Source organism: Streptomyces sp. NPDC057743 (assembly GCF_042798755.1).
GTDB lineage: Bacteria > Actinomycetota > Actinomycetes > Streptomycetales > Streptomycetaceae > Streptomyces.
This window is the reverse complement of the sequence record NZ_JBHVJX010000010.1, coordinates 122,963-143,415: the sequence shown is the minus strand read 5'-3', so window position 1 is coordinate 143,415 and position 20,453 is coordinate 122,963. Positions and strand designations below refer to the sequence as shown.

Sequence of the window (20,453 nt, the reverse complement as noted above, 5' to 3'; positions counted from 1 at the left end):
CAGCCAACCCGAGGAGCCCAATCCCATGCCCGCCGAAACCCTGTTGGCACGCATCACCGACTACGCCAACCGCCCCAACCCCTACCCGCTGTACGCGGAACTCCGCGAGGCCGGTCACGTCGTACGGCAGACGGACGGCACCTATCTGATCGGTACCTACCACGTCCTGTCCGCGCTGCTCCATGACCCGCGCATGAGCGTCGAGGTCCGCGGCCGCGACGTCTCCACGGACCCGTCCCAGGAGCCGGTGAAGCCCTCGTTCCTCCAGCTCGACGACCCCGAACACCACCGGCTCCGCACCCTGGCCATGCGGCCGTTCGGTCCGCCGCACAGCCCGAAGATGGTCGACTCGATGCGCGGCGAGATCAACGCGATCACCGAGGAACTGCTCGCCGGGATCCGGGACCGTTCCGAGATCGACCTCGTCGACGACTTCGCCTATCCGCTGCCCGTCACGGTCATCTGCCGACTGCTCGGCGTCCCGCGCGAGGACGAGCCGATGTTCCGGCAATGGTCCGACGCGCTGGTCGCGGCCGCGGACATCAAGCCCGGCGAGGAAGCCGCCAAGCCGGACCAGGCGACCCTCCAGACCCTGGACGAGATGGGCGGGTACCTGGCCAACCTCGGCGAGCAACGCCGCGGCCACCCCAGCAACGACCTGCTCGCCGCCTTCGTCAACGAACCGGACCCGACCCTGCGGCTCACCCGCGAGGAACTCGCGCAGACCGCCGTGCTGTTGCTCATCGCCGGACACGAGACCACCGTCAACCTGATCACCAACGGGGTGCTCACCCTGCTGCGCCACCCCGACGCGATCGAGCGGCTGCGCCGCGAACCCGAGCTGATGCCCAGCGCGGTGGAGGAGCTGCTGCGCTACGAACCCCCGGTCCACATGCGGCAACGCATCGCCCTCGCCCACATGGAGGTTGCGGACACCGTGATCCCCGAGGGCAGCAAGGTCGTGCTGGCGCTCGCCTCGGGCAACCGTGACCCCGCGCAGTTCACCGACCCCGACCGCTTCGACATCGCCCGCCAGGACAATCAACACCTCGGCTTCGGCGGCGGCATCCACCTCTGCTACGGCGCACCGCTCGCCCGCATCGAGGCCCAGACCGCACTCGGAGCACTGCTGCCCAGCCTCGGCGCCACCACGCTGTTGCAGGACCCGCCGCCCTACCGCCAGAACGCGATGCTGCGGGGGCCCCGGCATCTGCCGCTCGCCATACGGGAGTTCGCTTGAACGTGTCGTGAGTGACTGTGTGGTGAGTGGCCGTGCGTGACCGTGTCGTGGTCAGTTGGTCGTCTCCGGCCGCGGGTTGAGGGTGAGGGAGGCACCCTGACGGCGGTATTCCGCGGCGTTGTGTGCGGAGAAGATCCGGACCCGGTCGCGGTGGCCGGGCGCGCCGCCGTGGCCACCGCGCTCGCTCGGCCCGTGGGCCAGCTCGCGCAACCGTTGCTGGTTGTGCAGCCGGGCCCGCCTCTCGGTCTGCACCATCGACTCGAACAGGGCCAGCGCGGGCGGGCAGTGCGGTCGGACCGGATCGAGTTCGCCCGGGTGGAAGTAGGCGTCGCCGGCGTGCAGTAGCCAGCCGCGGCCGGTGTCGACGGCGACCCCGGCATGGCCGCGGGTGTGGCCGGCGAGCGGCACGAGCAGGATCTCCGGCGGCAGCCCGTCGAGTTGCCGCACGGCGTCGAAGCCCCACCACGGTTCGCCGAGTCCGGCGTGCGGCGCCCACTTCGGCCCGTGCGCGAAGTGGGCAGCCCGATACCGGTTGCGCTCTTGTGGGGTGCGGGGCTGTTGGGCCGCGCGAAGCTCCTCGGCGTAGACGTGGACGGTGGCCTGGGGGAAGTCCACGAGCCCGCCTGCGTGGTCGAGGTCGAGGTGGGTGAGGACGATGTGTCGCACGTCGCCCGGGTCGAATCCCAGGCGCGCGATCTGTCGGACGGCCGACTGCTCGACATCGGTGATCGGGTGCGTCCGGCGCACGAACTTCCGACCGAGCCACTCCACGGGCCGATGACTGGCCGGGGTCCCGAACCCGGTCTCGACCAGCACCAGACCCGCATCGGTCTCCAGCAACAGACAGTGGCAGACCATCTCGGCGCGCCGGAACAGCCCCGGCTCGCCGTCGATCAGCCGACCGCCGAGCGGCCTGAGGGGCCCGCAGTTGAGGTGGTGGACGCGCATCAGGGGAGCTCCCTCTCGATCGTGGCGCGCAGATGGTCGGCGACCGCGCGCAACGGGACGGTGTCGTGACTGGCCTTGGCCAACAGCAGGCCGCCCTCGACCGACGCCAGGACAACGGTTGCCAGCGCATCGGCCCGGTCCGCGGCCAGTCCCTGGTTGCCGAGGAAGTCGGCGATCAACTCGCGCCAGGAGTCGTAGCCCTCGGCGCATGCCTGGCGGATCTGTTCGCTGTCCGCCGCGGCGTCCAGGGCGACGGCCGCGAGTGGACACCCACGGTGGAAACCGGAGCCGGTCAGCGCACCGATCAAGCCCTCCACGACCGCATCGATCCCACTCGCCGCATCCGGGGCCTGGGCCGTCATCTCCCGTAGGACTTCGCAGAGTTGACCGCCGGACATCCGCAACGCCTCGGCCGCCAACTGCTCCTTCCCGCCCGGGAAATGAAAGTACAGCGACCCCTTCGGGGACCCGCTGGTGGTGACCACCTGGTTCAGGCCGGTGGCGTGGTAACCCTGCGCATGAAAGAGCTCGGCGGCGGACTCCAACATCCGCTGCCGACTGTCAGATCGACGAGCCATGCCCGGAACGCTAACCCAACTATGACGACTGGTCTAGTGAGTTGGACTCATGGGAAGAGAAGTGGCCCTGGTTGCCCGACGAAGATCCGCCAACTTCCGTCAATGTCGCTGTATGGGCGGTGAGTTGGGGTGGGGTGGCCGTCATCGGGCATGCATTGGTATGGACATGTCGGTGCGCGCGCTCGTAGTGTGACGTTGGTCTAGACCGCCGTCGCTTGCTCGCCGGTCACAACGATGTCCTCTGCGCCCCCACTGGATGCCAACTCGCCTGACCCGTACGGGACATGTACGCCAACCCCCACCTCGGTCGCCCGCCCCGCCGTCCGCGGGCTCGGCCGCACGAAGGAGTCACCGCCATGAAATCCCGACTCGCCGTCCTCCTGAGCGCCACCACCATGGTCGCCGGACTCGCCCTCGCCTTACCGGCTTCGCCCGCGGTGGCCGCGGCGGGTTGCGCCTCCTCCTGTACGGCCCAGTCCGGCGCCGGTACCCGGGCCGAGGGATTCGTCGTCAGCGAGGCGCAGTTCAACCAGATGTTCCCGAACCGGAACCCGTTCTACACCTACAACGGCCTGGTCGACGCGCTGAGCGCCTACCCGGCGTTCGCGAACACCGGCAGCGACACCGTCAAGCGTCAGGAGGCCGCGGCCTTCCTTGCCAACGTCGGCCACGAGACCGGCGGCCTGGTCTACGTCGTGGAACAGAACACCGGCAACTACCCGCACTACTGCGACGCCACCCGCCCCTACGGCTGCCCGGCCGGCCAGGCGGCCTACTACGGACGCGGGCCGCTACAGCTCAGCTGGAACTTCAACTACAAGGCCGCGGGCGACGCGTTGGGAATCGACCTGCTCAACAACCCCTACCTGGTCGAGCGGGACGCCGCCGTCTCCTGGAAGACCGCGCTCTGGTACTGGAACACCCAGAACGGCCCGGGCACCATGACCGCGCACGACGCCATGGTCAACGGCGCCGGCTTCGGCGAGACCATCCGCAGCATCAACGGCTCCATCGAGTGCAACGGCGGCAACCCCGGCCAGGTGCAGAACCGCATCGACAACTACAAGCGCTTCGCGCAGATCCTCGGCACCACACCGGGCGACCACCTGAGCTGCTGACCCCCACGGGCCGCGGATCCACGCCCTTCCGCTCTCCTCGCGCCCTCACCCTCATCAGCCGCACGTATTATGTCGACCGTATGGGAAACGAGGGTGTGGAGAGCCAGGCGATGCCGAAACAGGTGGACCACCGCGAACGCCGCGAGGAGATCGCCCGCGCGCTGTGGCAGGTGGTGGAGCAGCGCGGCGTCTCGCAGCTGTCCGTGCGCGAGGTCGCGAAGGAGGCGGGCATCTCCCACGGGGCGTTGCAGCACTACTTCACGTCCCGCGAGGCGATGCTCTCCTTCGCCATGGAGCTGGCGACCGAGCAGCGCACGCGGCGCGTCAACCAGGGCCTCAAGGAACTGGGGGACCAGCCGCACCCCCGCGACGTGCTGCGGGTGATGCTCACGGAGATGCTCCCCCTGCACGGCGACGCCCGCGCGGCCAGCCGGATGAGCGCCGCCTACGTCCTGGAGGCGCTGCACAACGACAACATCCACGCCCAGGCACGCGAAGGCATGGCCCAAGGGCGCCTGCTCGTCGAGGAGTTGGTCCGTCAGGCGATTGCCGACGGCCACATCGCCCCAGACCGCGACCCGGCGGCCGAAACCAACCTCCTGCTCGCCCTCACCGGCTTCGCCACCCTGATCGAGCTGGACGTGGTCGCGCCCGCCGAAGCCCTGACCGCCATCGACCACCACCTGGACAGACTGTTCCGCCGGTGACGACGCCCCCGCTCGATCCCCGGCGTCGCCCCCGTTGAACCCCGCCCGCCCGGTGGCCAACTCCCGCCAGGCGCCCTCCCGGCCGCGCGGCGCCTGGTCTACCGTGACATGCATGCCGCACGGGACTCCGGGCAACGACCCGACATCCGGGACGAGCGAACGCCGCCACCTCTTCGGCGAGGACGCCGAACAGTACGACACGGGCCGACCCGACTACCCCCACCAACTCATCGCGGACGTCCTGGACTTCTCCGCCCTGGGCGCGGGCGATGCGGCGTTGGAAGTGGGAGCCGGCACCGGCAAGGCGACGCTGCCCTTCGCCCGCTCCGGCGTACCGGTGACATGCGTCGAACCGGACGCCCGGATGGCCAAGGTGCTGCGTCACCGCTGCGCGTCACTGCCTCAAGTCACCCTCGCCGTAGCCGACTTCGAGAACTGGCGGCCGGAACGGCGCTACGGGTTGCTGTACTGCGCCCAGGCATGGCACTGGGTCGATCCGGCCGTCCGCTGGACCCGGGCCCGGGCGGCGCTCTCTCCCGGCGGCGCGATAGCCCTCTTCTGGAACCACTGGCTCCTTCAGAGCGACGAGCTGGAGCACCAGTTGACGGCCGCCCACACCCGCCTCGGCATCGAGATACCGCCGGACACCCTCCTCGCTCCCCGGCCCCGCCCCGCACGCCGCGGCCCCGACGCCCGCCAGTGGCGCGACATGACCGCGAACGGCTTCGTCGACCCGGACCACCGCCTCTACACCTCCGTACACGAACGCTCCACGCCCGCGCTGATCGAGCTGCTCGCCTCCTTGAGCGGCTACCGGGCGCTCCCCGCCGACGCCCGCGAGCGGATCTTCGCCGAGACCGCCCGCATCGTGGACACTCACGGAGGCCGCGCACAAGTGAAGGTCATCACCAGCCTGTTCCTGGGGCGGGCGGGGACCGCGCCCGTGTGAAGAGCGGCGAAGCCGCGACAAGCGACGCTGGAAGTCCTTCGACGACCCCGACGGCAACGGCTGGACCGTCCAGCAGGACGCCGCGTTCTGGCCTCCCTTCGCTGCGTCCCCGAGGGTCTGGATAGAGTCCCTGCTCATGACGTTCGGGGGTTCGGATACTGGTCAGGGGAGTGGGCTCGGGCGACGGGGTGGCCGGTCAACCGGCCGTCGTCGGGGGAGCCCTGGCGGGTATGTGCGCGGGGGTCTCGGGCTGCTCTTCGCGTCGGTGCTGTGCTACCTCGGCGCGTCCAATGCGGCCGTCGCCGTCGGGCTCGCGGGTACGCACGGCACGTTCACCGTGGGCACATGCGAGGCGCGTCCGGGTGGGGCGCACAGGGGGCCGTCGCGGGAGTGCGAGGGCGTCTTCCGGCCGGACGGCGTTCGCGGGCCGGGCGGCGAGCGGGGCGGTGATCGGTGGGGTGATGAGGACGCCGGTGGGCGGGAGACGCGGGCGAGCATCGGGTCGTGGACCTTGCAGCCGGGTCAGGTGATCGAGGTGCGGCAGGGGACCGGTGACTACCTGCCTCCCGGCGACAGCGCGCCTTGGGGGTATCTCGCCATGATCTTCGGCGGGCTGCTGGTGGCTTCGGTGATGCTGCCCTACGCGGTCCGTGGGACCGAGCCGGACTGGGCGTTCCGAGGGCGCCGCGGGCTCGCGGGGGAGGAGCGGCGTCCATGGGCCGACCGGATCTCGAAGTGGCTGGCGATCAGCGGCGCTGTGGGGATGGCGGTGGACATTCTCCTTGCCGTTGTCGGCCCGTGAGGGAAGCGGTGGGGGCGGAGCCGTCCTGTGCCGCCGTAGGCGGTCGGAGCCGTCCGCCTCCGCGCCAGGCCCGGGCCGCGGAAACCGCGTGGCGGCCCGCCCGCGCCTCGGCTCAGCCGCGCGTGTCAAAAAAGTCTGACGGCGATGTCGAGAACCCGTGGCCGGCTCCGTCCCCGGGGTGAACGCGACCACAATGGGTTGCACCCGCACCAAGGAGAACCACGATGGCCAAGTACCTGCTGCTCAAGCACTACCGCGGCGCTCCGGCCCCGGTCAACGACGTGCCCATGGACAAGTGGACGCCCGAGGAGATCTCGGCGCACGTGCAGTACATGCAGGACTTCGCGGACCGGCTGGAGAAGAGCGGAGAGTTCGTCGACGGTCAGGCGCTCGCCCCCGAGGGAACGTGGGTGCAGTACGGCGGCGCCGGGCGTCCGCCGGTCACCGACGGACCGTTCGCCGAGACCAAGGACCTCATCGCCGGCTGGATGGTGATCGACGTCGACAGCTACGAGCGCGCGGTCGAGTTGGCCGGGGAGCTGTCGGCCGCCCCCGGGGCCGGCGGGCGGCCGATCCACGAGTGGTTGGAGCTGCGCCCGTTCCTGACCGCGCCGCCCACCATCTCGGAGTGACCTTCCCGGTGACCTCTCAGATGGACGAGGCCCTGCTGAGGAGCCTCACCCCGAGCGTGCTCGGAATCCTCGTCCGCCGCGGAGCCGACTTCGCGGCGGCCGAGGACGCCGTGCAGGACGCGCTGGTCGAGGCGGTCCGCGTCTGGCCGGCCGACCCTCCGCGGGACCCGAAGGGCTGGCTGGTCACCGTTGCCTGGCGCAAGTTCCTCGACGCGACCAGGGCGGACGTCGCCCGCCGCCGGCGTGAGGACCTCGTTGACGAGGAGCCGGCGCCGGGCCCCGCGTCGGCGGTGGACGACACGCTCCAGCTCTACTTCCTGTGCGCACACCCGTCGTTGACCCCCGCGTCCGCGGTCGCGCTCACGCTGCGCGCCGTCGGCGGGCTCACCACCCGCCAGATCGCCCAGGCGTACCTGGTGCCGGAGGCGACCATGGCCCAGCGCATCAGCCGGGCCAAGCGCACCGTTTCTGGCAATGGGGTCTCCCCTGGTCGAGCGGAGTCGAGAGCTCGGGGAAACTTTGACCAGCCCGGCGACGTCGCCACCGTGCTGCGCGTCCTCTATCTGGTCTTCAACGAGGGCTACTCCGGCGATGTTGACCTCGCCGCCGAGGCCATCCGGCTCACCCGGCAGCTCGCGGCCGCGATCGACCACCCCGAGGTGGCCGGGCTGCTCGCCCTGATGCTGCTGCACCACGCCCGACGGGCCGCCCGTACGGCGCCCGACGGCAACCTGGTGCCGCTCGCCGAGCAGGACCGCGGCCGGTGGGACACGGAGTTGATCGCCGAGGGCGTCGAGATTCTTCAAGCGGCCCTCGCCCGCGACCGGTTGGGCGAGTTCCAGGCCCAGGCCGCCATCGCGGCACTGCACGCCGATGCGCCCACCGCCGGGGAGACCGACTGGGTGCAGATCGTCGAGTGGTACGACGAGCTCGCGCGACTGACCGACAGCCCGGTCGTCCGGCTCAACCGCGCGGTGGCCGTGGGGGAGGCCGACGGACCGCGCGCGGGGCTGGCGGCGCTCGCGACGCTGGACGACTCGCTGCCCCGCTACGCCGCGGTGGCGGCATACCTCCACGAGCGCGCCAGCGATCTGGCGGAGGCGGCGCGGCTGTACGCGGTGGCCGCACACAAGGCGCCCAACCTCGCCGAACGCGACCATCTGACGCGCCAGGCCGCCCGGCTCAACGCCCGCCGGAACGGCTGACGGGTCGTCACGAGGGCTGCGGTCCCGGTGCCTTGGCCTCACCGTTTGTCTCCCGGCCACCAAGGCCCGCGGCGAGCCACGGACCCGCCGGGCCGCACCCAACCCCTTGCGCCGACGCCGCACCACAGGGTGCCCCCGACGCGCGCTCGCAAAGGGCCAGGCAAGAGATGGCAATGGTTTTCATCTGTGATTGAGATGAAAATCGTTTTCGTCTAGCGTGTGGTGCGTCGCTCTGTGGCTGGATCGCGCCCCTCCGCGTCCGGCGTCGCCTGAAGGAGGCCCGCATGTTCCCCATGTCCTTTCCCACCCCGCGTTCCGGCCGACGCACCGTGCGCCTCGCGCTCGGTGCCGCGGTGGCCCTCGCGACCGCCGCGACGGCGACGGCCTGCTCGACCTCGTCGGCGAAGGGCGGCACCACCGCGGCCGCCACCGGTGGCGGGTCGGGCAAGACGCTCCAGGTGGTGGCGGGGGAGAACTTCTGGGGCAGCATCGCCGCCCAGCTCGGCGGCAGCCACGCGAAGGTGACCAGCATCATCACCAACCCCAACACCGACCCGCACGACTACGAAGCGACCGCCGCCGACGCCCGCACCGTGGCCGGTGCCCAGTACGCGATCGTCAACGGCATCGGCTACGACGGCTGGGCCGACAAGCTGCTCGCCGCCAACCCGGCCAGCGGGCGCGCCGAATTGAAGGTCGGCGACCTGGTCGGGGTCAAGCCGGGCGGCAACCCGCACCGTTGGTACGCCCCGGGCGACGTCCACAAGGTGGTCGAGCGGATCACCGCCGACTACAAGAAGCTGGACCCGGCCGACGCCGGCTACTTCGAGCAGCAGAAGACGACCTTCGAGACCAAGACCCTCGCCGACTACAACAAGCTCATAGCCGACATCAAGGCCAAGTACGCGGGCACCCCGATCGGCGCTTCGGAGTCGATCGTCACGCCGCTCTCGGAGGGGCTGGGGCTGAAGATGCTCACCCCCGAGACGTTCCTGGACGCGATGAGCGAGGGCTCCGACCCGACGGCCAAGGACAAGGCCACCATCGACCGGCAGATCGCCGACAAGCAGATCAAGGTCTACGTCGACAACACCCAGAACTCCACCCCGGACGTGCAGGCACAGGTCAAGGCCGCCAAGGCGGCGGGCATCCCGGTCGCCACCGTGACCGAGACCCTCGCCCCCGCGGGCGCCACCTTCCAGCAGTGGCAGACGGCCCAACTGAGGGGCATCGAGCAGGCGTTGGCCAAGGCGACCGGGAAGTGAACTGACGCCATGAACCCGACAGCGAAGGTGCGCGAAGCCGCCCCCCGAACCGACCGCAGCGGCACCACCCTCCCCGCACCCCGAACCCACGCCCCGGCCGCGGAAACCGGAAGCGGCCCGGTGGTCGCCCTGCGGGACGCCGCCGTGCGCGTGGCGGGCCGCACGCTGTGGACGGGGGCGGACCTGCGCGTCGGGCCCGGCGAGTTCACCGCCGTCCTCGGCCCCAACGGCGTCGGCAAATCCACCCTGCTCAAGGTCCTGCTCGGCGCGCTGCCCGCCGCGGCCGGCGAGGTCCGCGTCCTCGGTGCCCGCCCGGGGCAGGCCAACGACCGGATCGGCTACCTGCCGCAGCGCCGCAGCTTCGACTCCTCGATGCGCATCCGCGGCATCGACATCGTCCGGATGGGCCTGGACGGCGACCGTTGGGGTGTGCCCCTGCCGTTCCCGACCGCCCGCTGGCGGGCCGCGCGCGAACGGGTCGCCGAGGCCATCGAGTTGGTCGGGGCGTCGGGGTACGCGCGCCGGCCGATCGGCTGGTGTTCCGGGGGTGAGCAGCAGCGGCTGCTGATCGCGCAGGCACTGGTCCGTCGGCCCGAACTGCTGTTGCTGGACGAGCCGTTGGACAGCCTGGACCTGCCCAACCAGAGTGCGGTGGCCGCGCTGATCGGCCGGATCTGCCACCAGGAGGGGGTGGCGGTGGTGATGGTCGCGCACGACGTGAACCCGATACTCCACCACCTCGACCGGGTGGTGTACCTGGCCGAGGGCGGCGCGGCCACCGGCACCCCGCAGGAGGTCATCACCTCCGAGACGCTGACCCGGCTCTACGGCACCCCGGTCGAGGTGGTGCGGACCTCCGGCGGGCGGCTGGTCGTGGTCGGACAGCCGGAGCCGCCCGCTCGCCACACCGACCGCCACGAGACGCCGGGAGACGCCCATGCTGCTGGCTGACGCCGCCGCGCCCGCCTGGTCCTGGAACCTCGTCGCCGACTTCCAACAGATGTGGTCGTTCCCGTTCATGGTCAACGCCTTCCGCGCGGGGGCGATCACCGCCGTGGTGTCGGCCGTGGTCGGGTGGTTCGTGGTGCTGCGGCGGGGGACCTTCGCCGCGCACACCGTCTCCACGGTCGCCTTCCCCGGCGCGGCCGGGGCGGTCCTGCTCGGAGTCGGCGCGGTCTACGGCTACTTCGCCCTCTGCGTGGCCGCCGCACTGGTCATCGCGGCGCTGCGCGGCAGCGGCGACCGCGAGGATTCCGCGCTCACCGGAACCGTCCAAGCCTTCCTCCTCGCCACCGGCTTTCTCTTCATCGCCCTGTACAAAGGGCTGTTGGAGGGCCCGCAGACCATCCTGTTCGGCACGTTCCTCGGCATCACCTCGACGCAGGTGACCGTGTTGGCGTGGGCCGGCATGGGGGTGCTCGCGGTACTGGCGCTCATCGGGCGTCCCCTGCTCTTCGCGTCCATCGACCCCCAGGTCGCCGCCGGACGGGGGGTCCCGGTCCGCGCCCTCTCGGTGCTCTTCCTCGTCCTGCTCGGCGTGGCGACCGCCGAGGCCAGCCAGATCACCGGGACCCTGCTCGTCTTCGCCCTGATGGTCATCCCCGCCGCCACCGCCCAAACCCTCACCGCCCGACCGGGATTGAGCCTCGGGCTCGCCGTGCTCCTCGCCTTCGCGGCCACCTGGCTCGGCCTGACCGCCGCCTACTACTCGCCCTACCCCCTGGGCTTCTTCGTGACGTCGTTCGCCTTCGCCGGCTACGTGCTCGCCCGGGGCGGGCACGCGCTGTACGCGGTCCGCGGCCGCCTCAGGCCGTCCCTGCCGGCCAAGGAGGTCACGGCATGACCAGTCTGCTGGCCGCCTCACCACTGGCCCAACCCTTCTTCCTGCACGCCCTGTTGGCCGGCACCGCCATCGCCACCGCCTCGGGCCTCGTCGGCTACTTCCTCGTCCTGCGCGCCCAGGTCTTCACCGGCGACGCCCTCAGCCACGTCGCCTTCACCGGCGCCATGGCCGCCCTCGCCTTCGGCTACGACCTGCGCCTCGGGCTGTTCGCCGCCACCGTCGCCATCGCCTTGCTCTTCGGCACCCTCGGCCGCGCGGCACGCCCCGACGACGTGGTCATAGGCAGCGTCTTCTCCTGGCTCCTGGGCCTCGGCGCCTTCTTCACCACCCTCTACACCACCTCCCGCAGCACCACCAACGGGAACGCCGGTGTCAGCGTCCTGTTCGGCTCGATCTTCGGCATTTCCGCGAGCAGCGCGATGGTGGCCGCCCTGGTCGCTGCCGGCATCTGCCTGACGGTGCTGCTCCTCGCGCGCCCTCTGCTCTTCGCCACCCTCGACGAAGCCGTGGCCGCCGCCCGCGGAGTGCCCGTCCGGCTCCTCGGCCTCGGCTTCCTGGCGATCGCGGGCGTCAGCGCCGCCGAGGCCACCCAGGCCGTCGGATCGCTGCTCCTGCTCGGCTTGTTGGCGGCCCCCGCCGGCGCCGCGATCCGGCTTACCAACCGCCCCTACCGCGCGCTCGCCCTCTCCGCCGTGCTCGCCGTATTGGAGATGTGGGCGGGACTCTTCGCCGCCCAGGCACTGCCCCGGATTCCGCCGAGCTTCGCCATCATGACCGCCGCCACCGCCGTCTACGCCGCCACCTTCCTGATACGACGCCCCGTCACCCGCACCCGGACAGCGGCCCCCGCGGGGGCATGAACGAAAGCACGGTGAGAGCACGGCGATGGCAAGCAACCGACCGCGCACCTCCGCGCCGGCGCAAGAACTGGCCCTGATCGGCCGCCTCACCCAACAGCGCGCCACCGTGCTGGCGGCCCTCATGGCGGTGGAAGGCTTCGTCGGCGCCCAGGCCCTGCACAACCAACTGACCGATGACGGAACCCCGGTCGGCCTGTCCACGGTCTACCGCACCCTGACCGCCTTCGCCGCCGCGGGCCGCGCCGACGTCGTCCGCGACAGCAACGGCGAACGCCTCTTCCGCTACCGGCCCGGTCCCGACCACCGCCACTACCTGATCTGCACCGCATGCGGCCTCAGCCTCGCGGTCGACGCGGAACCCGTGGAGACCTGGGCCGACAAGGTCGCCCGGACCTCCGGCTTCGCGGACGTCCGCCACACCGTCGAACTCGCCGGCGTTTGCCCGGACTGCAAACAGGAGCGGGCGCGCGTGCGATGACAATCGCTGTCCCGCGGCTTCGCAATTCTTGCAGTTCTTGAGTGTTTTCGGGTCGGTCGCGTCGCCAGCAACGGGCCTGTTGTAACGACTGAAACGCTTTTCCGGAATGGGTCTTCGGGCTCAAGAACGCGTCAAGTCATCCTCAAGAGCGCAAAGATGGGGCGGGCGTGACCGCGGGGCCCCGGAGCGGGGCAACCTTCGCCGTCAACTTCCTGCGTCCCGTGGATCACCCGGGCCCGACATTCGTGCGTACCCGGCCGATTCTTCCGCCGCCCGGTCGCCGATCCCGCCAGGCGATCTCCTTGCCCCCGGCGTCCTGGCCCGGGCGTCAGGTGTGAAATCACTGCGCGCGCTTGCTCGTTGCCCCAGGTCAACGCCGCATCTCCGGCCACTCGGCGGCAGATCGCCCCGCCGCCGATTCCGTCGAAAGCCCTGGGTCGAAACGATTCTTCGGGATTTCGTACACGAGTGCATTTATGTGTTATACGCACTCAGGCCACAGGATCACGCCGCCCCCGCTATGCTCGCTGTCGCGCAGTGAGTTGTGGCGATTTCCCAACGTCGCGACTGGCTGTCGTGGTGCCGCTGATCGCACAAGGGCACGGGCGTCCTGGGACCCGGCCCCATGCGTGCGGAACGCCGCCTTGGAATGCGCTGCGGCCAAGCAATTGGTGCGCGTGGTCCCACGGTCGTCGATCTCGTGCAGGCGGCCTTCTCGTGGTGCCTATATCCGCCATGTATGGCGCCCTGTCCATTCCTTTAGCACTTGAGGAAGCCGATGGTTCGTGCTGGTTCGCCCTCCGGAGGGCCGAGTCCCGCCCCCACCCCAATATGGCTAGTGCCATCCACACTCCTGGCCGTGGGCACGTCCGTAGCAGCGTCGTTGACGCCCGCCGCGGCCCTCGTCCCGGTCATCTCGATCGGTGCCGCCGCGACCGCGGTAGTCGCCTTCACGACCGGGAAGACGGCACGCCAAGCCCGTGCGCTCGAAAGACTGCGTACGGAGAGCGCCGAGCGGGAGGCCGTCCTGAAGGGCCACCTGGCCCAACAGGAAGCCGAATCCGTACGGATGGCCAAGGAGACCCTGCCCGCGGCCCTGGCCCGCCTCCAACAGGGGGACCGGGCCGAGGAGGTGATGCAGAAGATCGTCCATGTCTCCGCCGTCAGCCCCGAGTTCGAGGCCGCGTACCGGGCGGTGCTGCGCTACGTCCTGGAGGCCGTCGAGGTCGAGGAGGACCTGCGTGACTCCGCACAGCGGGCCTTCGTCAACATCGCGCGGCGCGTCCAGGCCATCGTCCACCAACAGTCCCAGGAACTACGGGAGATGGAGGACAAGCACGGCCACGACCCGGACGTCTTCGGGGACTTGCTGCGCCTGGACCACCGCACCGCGCTGATCGGCCGCCTCGCGGACAGCATCGCCGTACTCGGCGGCGCCCGGCCCGGCCGCCAATGGCAGCAGACCATCCCGCTGTTCAACGTGCTCCGCGGTGCGATGTCCCGGATCCTCGACTACCAGCGGGTCGATCTGCACTCCGTGGCCGAGGTCGGCATCCTCGGCCGAGGGGTCGAGCCGCTGATCCACGCCCTGTCCGAACTACTGGACAACGCCACCCGTTACTCACCGCCCCAGACCCGGGTCCATCTGACCGCGACCGAGATCCAGACCGGCGTGGCCATCGAGTTGGAGGACGCCGGGATCGGCCTGACCGACGAGGCCCGCACGCGCGCCGAGCGGGCCCTGGCACAGGACTCACCCACCGGACTCGACCTCGACGACCTCGGGGAGTCGCCGCGACTGGGCCTGGCCGTGGTCGGCCGACTGGCCCGCACCAACAACTTCAAGGTCTCCTTCCGGAGTTCGGCATACGGAGGCGTCCGCGTCGTCCTGATCGTCCCGCCGGAACTGATCACCGCGACTCCGGTGCCCGGCGGGGCCATCGCCAAGGCCACCGTCCTGCCGCCGCCGCGACGTCACGGCGGTCCGATGCGCCGCTCGCCGGGGACCGAGGAGGTCATGCCCGCCGCCGCTCCGCGCAGCGCCAACGGGCTCCCGCAGCGCAGGCGTCGCACCCGCGCCGTGATCCCACCCCTGCGGCAGAAGTCCGCGCCCTGCGCCCCCGGACCCGACGCGCCGGTGTCGGCCGGCCCGCCCGCGCAGGCCGGATTGTGGCTGGCCGCCTTCCAGGAGGGCATCTCCGGTGAGCCCCGGGTCGACTCCTCAAGCCGTCCCGAAGGCCCGAGCGATGAAGCGCCCGAGAGTTACTGAGTCATTAGGTAAGGATGAGTAAGTAAGTGGCGACACAGCAGCGGCTCAATATGAATTGGATGTTGGAGGGTCTGGCGTCCAGTGTTCCGCACACCCGCGACATCGTGGTGCTGTCCTCGGACGGCTTGTGCATGGCCCAGCACGGTACGGACGAGGAGACCGCGGATCGCCTCGCCGCGGCCTGTGCCGGTCTACAGAGCCTGTCCGCGGCCATCGCCACGGAATTCCCCAACGGCGACGGCCAGATGAAGCTGGTCGTCATCGAGGTCAACGGCGGCTTCTTCTATCTCATGGCTGCCGGCGCCGGGGCGTATCTGGCGGTGCTGGCCGATGACGACGTGGACGCCGGTCTGATGGGGCAGGGAATGCGGGACCTGGTCGCCCGGATCGGCCAACACCTCACCAGCCCGCCGCGGGCCGACCAGTAGGCCCGATGAGCGACTCGAAACCAGAAGAGCACGGGCATTGGGAAGAAGGCGGCCCCGAGCGCCTCTACGTCCTGACCTCAGGCCGGAGCGTACCGGGCGAATCGGCGACCTTGGACATGGTCACGCTGATCGTCACCCGCAACCGTGCCTCTTCGAGCATGCAGCCAGAACAGGCCGCCATCCTGCGGATATGTGACTACCCGCTGTCGATCGCCGAGATCTCCGCGTACGTCCATCTGCCGGTCAGCGTGGTCACGGTACTGCTCGCGGATCTCTTGGGGAGCGGTCATATCGAAGCCAGGGCACCGATTCCGACCGCATCGTTGCCCGATGTCGAAGTGTTGGAGGCGGTGATGCATGGACTGCAAAATCTCTGAGCCCGTCGTCGGCCCCCGGAGCGAGGACATCCTGCCGGCCTCGGTCTCCGCCGCGGTCAAGGTGGTGATCGTCGGTGGTTTCGGAGTGGGGAAGACCACGCTGGTCGAATCGGTCAGCGAGATTCGCCCGCTGACCACCGAAGAGACCATGACACAGGCCGGTGTGGGGGTGGACGACCTCGCCGGAGTCGAGCGCAAGACCCAGACGACCGTGGCGATGGACTTCGGCCGGATCAGCCTCAGCAACGAAATGGTGCTGTACCTCTTCGGCACCCCGGGTCAGCAGCGTTTCTGGTTCCTGTGGAACGGCCTCTTCGAGGGCGCGTTGGGCGCGGTGGTCCTGATCGACACCCGACGCCTGGACGACAGCTTCGACGTGATCGGCCGGCTTGAGGAGCGCGGGCTGCCCTTCGTCGTGGCCATCAACGCCTTCCCGGACGCCCCTTCCTACCCCATGGCGGAGATCCGCGCGGCCATGGACCTCCCCGACGACGTACCCATGGTCGACTGCGACGCCCGTGACCGTGGCTCCAGCCGCGATGCACTGCTGACCCTCATGCACTACCTGTACACCCTCACCACCCAAGCCTCGGAGCCCCGGTGACCTCCTTTCAGACCAACCAACCCCGTACGACCCCGGCGTCCGGACCCCCGCCTCAGTGCCCCGCCCATGTCCCCACCGGGAACACCGACGGCCTGGCACGGCTCTTCGGGCCCGAGATCGCCGACGACGCGCCGGGCTTCTTCGAACGGCTGCGGGCCCAACACGGCCCCGTGGCACCCGTTCTCGTGGACGGCGACCTGCCGGCCTGGCTCGTCCTCGGCTACCGCGAAAACCTCGAAGTGCTGCGCACGGCCTCCCGCTTCTGCCACGACTCGCGCATCTGGCACTGCTTCAAGGAAGGCCGGGTGCCGGCCGACTCCCCGCTCATGCCGGCCCTCGCCTGGCAGCCCGTCTGCCTCTTCATGGACGGCGAGGAGCACGAGCGGCTCCGCGTCGCGATCACCGAGAGCATGGGTCGGTTCGACCGCCGCGGCATCCGCCGCTGCGTCACCCGATCCGCCAACCAACTCATCGACGACTTCATCGCCGACGGACAGGCCGACCTCGTAAGCCAGTTCGCGGTCCAACTTCCCCTCCGCGTGGTGGCGCAACTCCTTGGAATGCCCGAGGAGGATGGGCCGCGGTTGGTCGACGCAGCCCGAGACCTGCTGAAGGGTTCGGAGACTGCGGTCGAGAGCAACGCCTACCTGATGAAGTCGCTGGAGCAGCTCGTCGCCACCAAACGAGCCGTGCCCGGCCCCGACTTCACCTCGTGGCTGATGGCACACCCGGCCCAACTCACGGACGAGGAAGTAGCACACCACCTGCGGATCGTCCTTCTCGCCGCGAACGAGAACACCACCAACCTGACCGCCAACACCCTGCGCATGGTCCTCACCGACCCGCGCTTCCGGGCGTCGTTGACGGGCGGCAGCATGACCCTGCCCGACGCGCTGGAACAAATGCTGTGGGACGAGCCGCCGACCGCGGTGATGCCCGCGAGGTGGGCCACCGGTGACACGGAGCTCGGCGGACAGTCCATCAAGGAGGGGGACATGCTCCTCCTCGGCCTGGCCCCCGGTAACAGCGATCCCGCCATCCGCCCCGACCTCTCGGTCGCCATGCAGGGCAACCGCTCCCACCTCGCCTTCAGCGGCGGGCCGCACGAGTGCCCCGGCCAGGACATCGGTCGGGCCATCATCGACACGGGCATCGACGTCCTGCTGACGCGGTTGCCCGATATCGAACTAGCCGTTCCCGAGGGCGAGTTGAAGTGGGTGTCCCACTGGATCGCTCGCCACCTGACGGAGCTACCGGTGAGGTTCACCGCGAGCTCCGGTGCGGCACATTCCCCGTCGGCCGGTACGTCGGGGCCCGCCGAGCAGGGTGAACAGGTCCTTCAGGGTTCCGCGGTCGGCGGTCCGGCCGTCGTGGGTGACGTTCCCGGGGCAACGCCCTCCGTGGGCACGCCCGAGGCACGTCCGTCCTGGTTGGGCCGGCTGAAGCGGTGGCTGTCAGGAAAGTAGCCCGGTGCCGAGGGGCGCACACCGTGCGCCCCTCGGCACGGCAAGGGGCGCCGTCTCTCCCCTCACCGGTGCGGCCGCAGTGGTGCCGGATGCCCAACCATCAGACGCTCAGTGGTGTGCCTGCCTCTTCTGCCGGCGCGGGTTGCGGTGCGTACACGGTGCTGTAGGAGTTCGCGGCCAGAATCCGGTCCAGTCCTCCCGCTGCTACGAGTCCCTCGTAGACCAACTCGATAGCGGCATCCTCACAGGACCCTCCGCAGGGGCTGGCTATGGCCGAGCGTAGCCACCCTGCGATGTCGTGGATGACGTCAGGCCGGTGCCAGCCGTCCGCGTAGCCCAGCCCCGAACTCTCCGCGTCACGACGTGCGGTCAGGCGGGCGGCACCGGCGGCACAGGGCTCGTGGACCGGGCAGTGCCGCAGCTGCCGCACCATGTCCTGCCATGTCGTCGCCGGGGCGTCGAACGCGGTGGCGTGGATGCTCGGGCGTCGGGCTGCTGCCATGTCGGCAGCGGACTGCGCCCTGGCCAGCCGCTCTGCGAACCGGTGACGTTCCCCCACCAGCCCGTACATGTCGGAGGTCAGCAGCACCAGGCGCGGTGGCCAATCCCGCGCCGCGCAGATCAGCCCGCGCACCCCCATGATCAGGGCGGCTCCGGTGCCCATCCAGCGGGCGGTGTTCCCGGTCTCGTCCACTTCGATGAACTGGTCGTAGATGTCCGCGACCGCCTTGGAGTGCCCGCTGGACAGCAACCGCCGCCGAACAGCCAGGATGTCCCCTTCGAGGGCCGGGAGTGGCCCCCACTCAATGACGTTGCACAGCATCCCGGTGGCCTTGGCCAACTCCAGGGCATCAGCGGGCAGTTGAACCTCGTGCCACGGCACGTTCCCCCAGGCCAGGTCTGTGATGGCCCGGATCTTCAGGGCCTCGCGTACCAGGTACATCCGCCGGCACAGGAGGATCAGGTCATCGAGGGTGTGCGTCGCGTCATCGGGGATCTCGTCCAGCCTCGCCTCGATGTGCTTCCGCAGCTCACGGCCCTGGTCCCAATGGCCTTCTCCGTAGTCGGAGAAGCCGTAGTAGAGGTTGATCAACGTTGCGAGCTGCTGGACGTTGTCGGACTCTCCCCGTCGCCCAAGGCGTGACGTGAGACCCCAGCCGAGGTGGATGGACAGGCTGGTGCGGGGGTTGCCGTCCACCATCCTCGGAGTCTCCTTCCAAGGGGTGGGGCCACCGTGGGTGGGGCCGTCGTCCGGTCGCGCATGGGCGATGTGGACGCACGAATTCAGCACGGTGGCGAACCACGCCCCTCTGTGCACCTCCCACTCGAACTGCCCGTTCTCGCCCTTGGCGTACCCGAGGCCGCACACGGCCAGGCCCTGTCGCAGGCAGGCGTCGAGGTCACCGTTGCGGGCCAGGGCTACGCGCACCACCCGGTGGGCTTCGACGGACAGGGCGTCATCGGCACGCCACCAAGAAGCACCGGTCCCGGCGGGACGAGACGTCCCCAGCAGCTTGGCGTACAGGTCGCGCAGGGCGAAGTCGAGCGCGGTGTCCTCCGGGCTGGCGCCCAGAAGAAGTTCGCTGGCGCGCGCGATCCAGCGGATGCCCGTACACACCAGGCAGCTGTCGGAGTCGTCGGGGCGGAGTCCGCCCGCGCTGTACGGCGCGCCCTTCCCGAACCGGGTGGCCGTGCAGAGATAGAGGTCGTAGGCCAGCCGGTGGGGCACGAGGGTGCTGTCGGCCTGCCAGGCCGGGGCATCCAGCAGTGCTCGCAGGGCGTCCTTCCGTCCCATCGCAATTCCTCCGCTGACGTAGAAACAGGAAGACCTGTGCCGTCGGATCGAGGCCGGGTCCACGATCGCCGACCGGCCTCAGTCCACGGATCCGGCCTCAGCCGCCCGGCTGCCACACTGCCGTGGCTGAGAAGGGTCCATCGGTCGCAGCCGACCGCGAGGCGCGTGGGAGAGCACGGCCCGCAGGTCCGCGCGCGCAACGCGTCGTGCCGCCTCCGTGCGAAGACGGGCGGCACCCAGCACGAGGCACTATGTGCGGTAGGGACGCGGTTTGCGGCACAGCGAGGCTCCTCACGAACGTGGTAGAGCACCTGGCGCACTTGCCTCGGGAATCGGCCACTTGGTTCGAGGGAACAGAATCGCGCAGCAACGCACACGTGTATAGAGGGCTTCCCGGGTCATTGCACGTCAGCGATGCGCGCCTTTGGCCGATTTGTGAGCATGAGGGGGCGTCGCGCAGCAGGTGTGGTGCTGCGTGGCTCGGCCGGGGGCCGCCCAACTCTGCGGAAGCGGAGGGGAGTTCGGGGGCGCGCGCGACCACGCGTGCGCCCGTGATTGCCGGGGAGGGTACCGGCAATCACGGGCGTCGCGGGGCGGGCGCAACTAGGTGCGGTGCACCTTGTGTTGGGCGGCCTGGGCCTGTGGGCGTACCGCCAGGAGGCCGACGTTCACATGGCTGGGACGGGTGACCGTCCAGGCGATCGTGTCGGCGACGTCGTCGGCCGTCAGCGGCTCCGCCACGCCGGCGTAGACCCGGTCGGCGGCCGTCTGGTCACCGCGGAAGCGGGCAGCAGGGCCCGGGTGACGTGCACCACGCCGAGGACGTTCACCTCGTGCATGCGACGCCAGTCGTCGGGGTCGGCGTCCGCGACCGGCTCGCTGTTCGGTG

Annotated in this window: 20 protein-coding genes and 1 pseudogene; 17 read left to right on the top strand and 4 right to left on the bottom strand. The window is 70.2% G+C overall.

Annotated elements, in window-relative coordinates; all coding sequences use genetic code 11:
• Positions 1-25: 25 nt before the first annotated feature.
• Positions 26-1,240, top strand: a complete 1,215-nt coding sequence (locus ACFVFQ_RS13895) for a cytochrome P450 (protein WP_383414052.1) — start codon at positions 26-28, stop codon at positions 1,238-1,240.
• A 51-nt stretch (positions 1,241-1,291) separates the two neighbouring features.
• Here ACFVFQ_RS13895 and ACFVFQ_RS13890 read toward each other — a convergent pair whose 3' ends face one another.
• Both ACFVFQ_RS13890 and ACFVFQ_RS13885 read right to left on the bottom strand, forming a co-directional pair.
• A complete protein-coding gene (locus ACFVFQ_RS13890; protein ID WP_383414049.1) occupies positions 1,292-2,188 on the bottom strand; it encodes an MBL fold metallo-hydrolase in 897 nt (298 codons plus the stop codon).
• Positions 2,188-2,766 carry a TetR/AcrR family transcriptional regulator gene (locus tag ACFVFQ_RS13885; protein WP_383414046.1) on the bottom strand — a complete coding sequence of 193 codons (579 nt, stop codon included), beginning with the start codon at positions 2,764-2,766 and terminating at the stop codon, positions 2,188-2,190. The genes ACFVFQ_RS13890 and ACFVFQ_RS13885 overlap by 1 nt, the downstream gene beginning before the upstream one ends.
• A gap of 356 nt (positions 2,767-3,122) precedes the next feature.
• Between ACFVFQ_RS13885 and ACFVFQ_RS13880 the strand changes: the two genes are divergently transcribed.
• The 16 genes from ACFVFQ_RS13880 to ACFVFQ_RS13805 all read left to right on the top strand — a co-directional run bounded on the left by ACFVFQ_RS13880 (position 3,123) and on the right by ACFVFQ_RS13805 (position 17,769).
• Positions 3,123-3,884 (top strand): chitinase, encoded by a 762-nt coding sequence (locus ACFVFQ_RS13880; protein WP_383414044.1) that lies wholly within the window; start codon positions 3,123-3,125, stop codon positions 3,882-3,884.
• An 80-nt stretch (positions 3,885-3,964) separates the two neighbouring features.
• On the top strand, positions 3,965-4,591 hold the full coding sequence (locus ACFVFQ_RS13875; RefSeq protein ID WP_383414041.1) for a TetR/AcrR family transcriptional regulator: 627 nt from the start codon (positions 3,965-3,967) through the stop codon (positions 4,589-4,591).
• A gap of 112 nt (positions 4,592-4,703) precedes the next feature.
• A complete protein-coding gene (locus ACFVFQ_RS13870; RefSeq protein ID WP_383414038.1) occupies positions 4,704-5,540 on the top strand; it encodes a class I SAM-dependent methyltransferase in 837 nt (278 codons plus the stop codon).
• A 232-nt stretch (positions 5,541-5,772) separates the two neighbouring features.
• A complete protein-coding gene (locus ACFVFQ_RS13865; protein WP_383414035.1) occupies positions 5,773-6,342 on the top strand; it encodes a hypothetical protein in 570 nt (189 codons plus the stop codon).
• A gap of 224 nt (positions 6,343-6,566) precedes the next feature.
• The gene (locus ACFVFQ_RS13860) at positions 6,567-6,974 is read left to right on the top strand and encodes a YciI family protein (RefSeq protein ID WP_383414029.1); all 408 of its coding nucleotides are present in this window, start codon (positions 6,567-6,569) and stop codon (positions 6,972-6,974) included.
• A 20-nt stretch (positions 6,975-6,994) separates the two neighbouring features.
• The gene (locus ACFVFQ_RS13855) at positions 6,995-8,179 is read left to right on the top strand and encodes an RNA polymerase sigma factor (RefSeq protein ID WP_383414381.1); all 1,185 of its coding nucleotides are present in this window, start codon (positions 6,995-6,997) and stop codon (positions 8,177-8,179) included.
• Between the two features lie 284 nt (positions 8,180-8,463).
• Entirely contained in the window at positions 8,464-9,444 is a 981-nt protein-coding gene (locus tag ACFVFQ_RS13850) for a metal ABC transporter solute-binding protein, Zn/Mn family (RefSeq protein WP_383414022.1), read from the top strand.
• A 9-nt stretch (positions 9,445-9,453) separates the two neighbouring features.
• On the top strand, positions 9,454-10,395 hold the full coding sequence (locus tag ACFVFQ_RS13845; RefSeq protein ID WP_383414019.1) for a metal ABC transporter ATP-binding protein: 942 nt from the start codon (positions 9,454-9,456) through the stop codon (positions 10,393-10,395).
• Entirely contained in the window at positions 10,382-11,287 is a 906-nt protein-coding gene (locus ACFVFQ_RS13840) for a metal ABC transporter permease (RefSeq protein WP_383414016.1), read from the top strand. Before ACFVFQ_RS13845 ends, ACFVFQ_RS13840 begins: the two co-directional genes overlap by 14 nt.
• On the top strand, positions 11,284-12,147 hold the full coding sequence (locus ACFVFQ_RS13835; RefSeq protein WP_383414013.1) for a metal ABC transporter permease: 864 nt from the start codon (positions 11,284-11,286) through the stop codon (positions 12,145-12,147). Before ACFVFQ_RS13840 ends, ACFVFQ_RS13835 begins: the two co-directional genes overlap by 4 nt.
• Before the next feature lie 25 nt (positions 12,148-12,172).
• Entirely contained in the window at positions 12,173-12,625 is a 453-nt protein-coding gene (locus ACFVFQ_RS13830; protein WP_383414010.1) for a Fur family transcriptional regulator, read from the top strand.
• A gap of 778 nt (positions 12,626-13,403) precedes the next feature.
• Positions 13,404-14,894 carry a sensor histidine kinase gene (locus ACFVFQ_RS13825; protein WP_383414008.1) on the top strand — a complete coding sequence of 497 codons (1,491 nt, stop codon included), beginning with the start codon at positions 13,404-13,406 and terminating at the stop codon, positions 14,892-14,894.
• A gap of 50 nt (positions 14,895-14,944) precedes the next feature.
• A complete protein-coding gene (locus tag ACFVFQ_RS13820; RefSeq protein WP_383414378.1) occupies positions 14,945-15,322 on the top strand; it encodes a roadblock/LC7 domain-containing protein in 378 nt (125 codons plus the stop codon).
• A 5-nt stretch (positions 15,323-15,327) separates the two neighbouring features.
• Positions 15,328-15,699: a DUF742 domain-containing protein gene (locus ACFVFQ_RS13815; protein WP_383414005.1), complete on the top strand. Its 372-nt coding sequence runs from the start codon at positions 15,328-15,330 to the stop codon at positions 15,697-15,699.
• The gene (locus ACFVFQ_RS13810) at positions 15,680-16,303 is read left to right on the top strand and encodes an ATP/GTP-binding protein (protein WP_383414002.1); all 624 of its coding nucleotides are present in this window, start codon (positions 15,680-15,682) and stop codon (positions 16,301-16,303) included. The genes ACFVFQ_RS13815 and ACFVFQ_RS13810 overlap by 20 nt, the downstream gene beginning before the upstream one ends.
• Positions 16,300-17,769 (top strand): cytochrome P450, encoded by a 1,470-nt coding sequence (locus tag ACFVFQ_RS13805; RefSeq protein ID WP_383413999.1) that lies wholly within the window; start codon positions 16,300-16,302, stop codon positions 17,767-17,769. Before ACFVFQ_RS13810 ends, ACFVFQ_RS13805 begins: the two co-directional genes overlap by 4 nt.
• Before the next feature lie 100 nt (positions 17,770-17,869).
• Here ACFVFQ_RS13805 and ACFVFQ_RS13800 read toward each other — a convergent pair whose 3' ends face one another.
• Both ACFVFQ_RS13800 and ACFVFQ_RS13795 read right to left on the bottom strand, forming a co-directional pair.
• Complete coding sequence (locus ACFVFQ_RS13800) at positions 17,870-19,564, bottom strand: hypothetical protein (protein ID WP_383413996.1); 1,695 nt, start codon at positions 19,562-19,564, stop codon at positions 17,870-17,872.
• Positions 19,565-20,167: 603 nt separating this feature from the next.
• Positions 20,168-20,445: pseudogene (locus ACFVFQ_RS13795) on the bottom strand (hypothetical protein); the annotation flags it as partial.
• Positions 20,446-20,453: the final 8 nt, after the last annotated feature.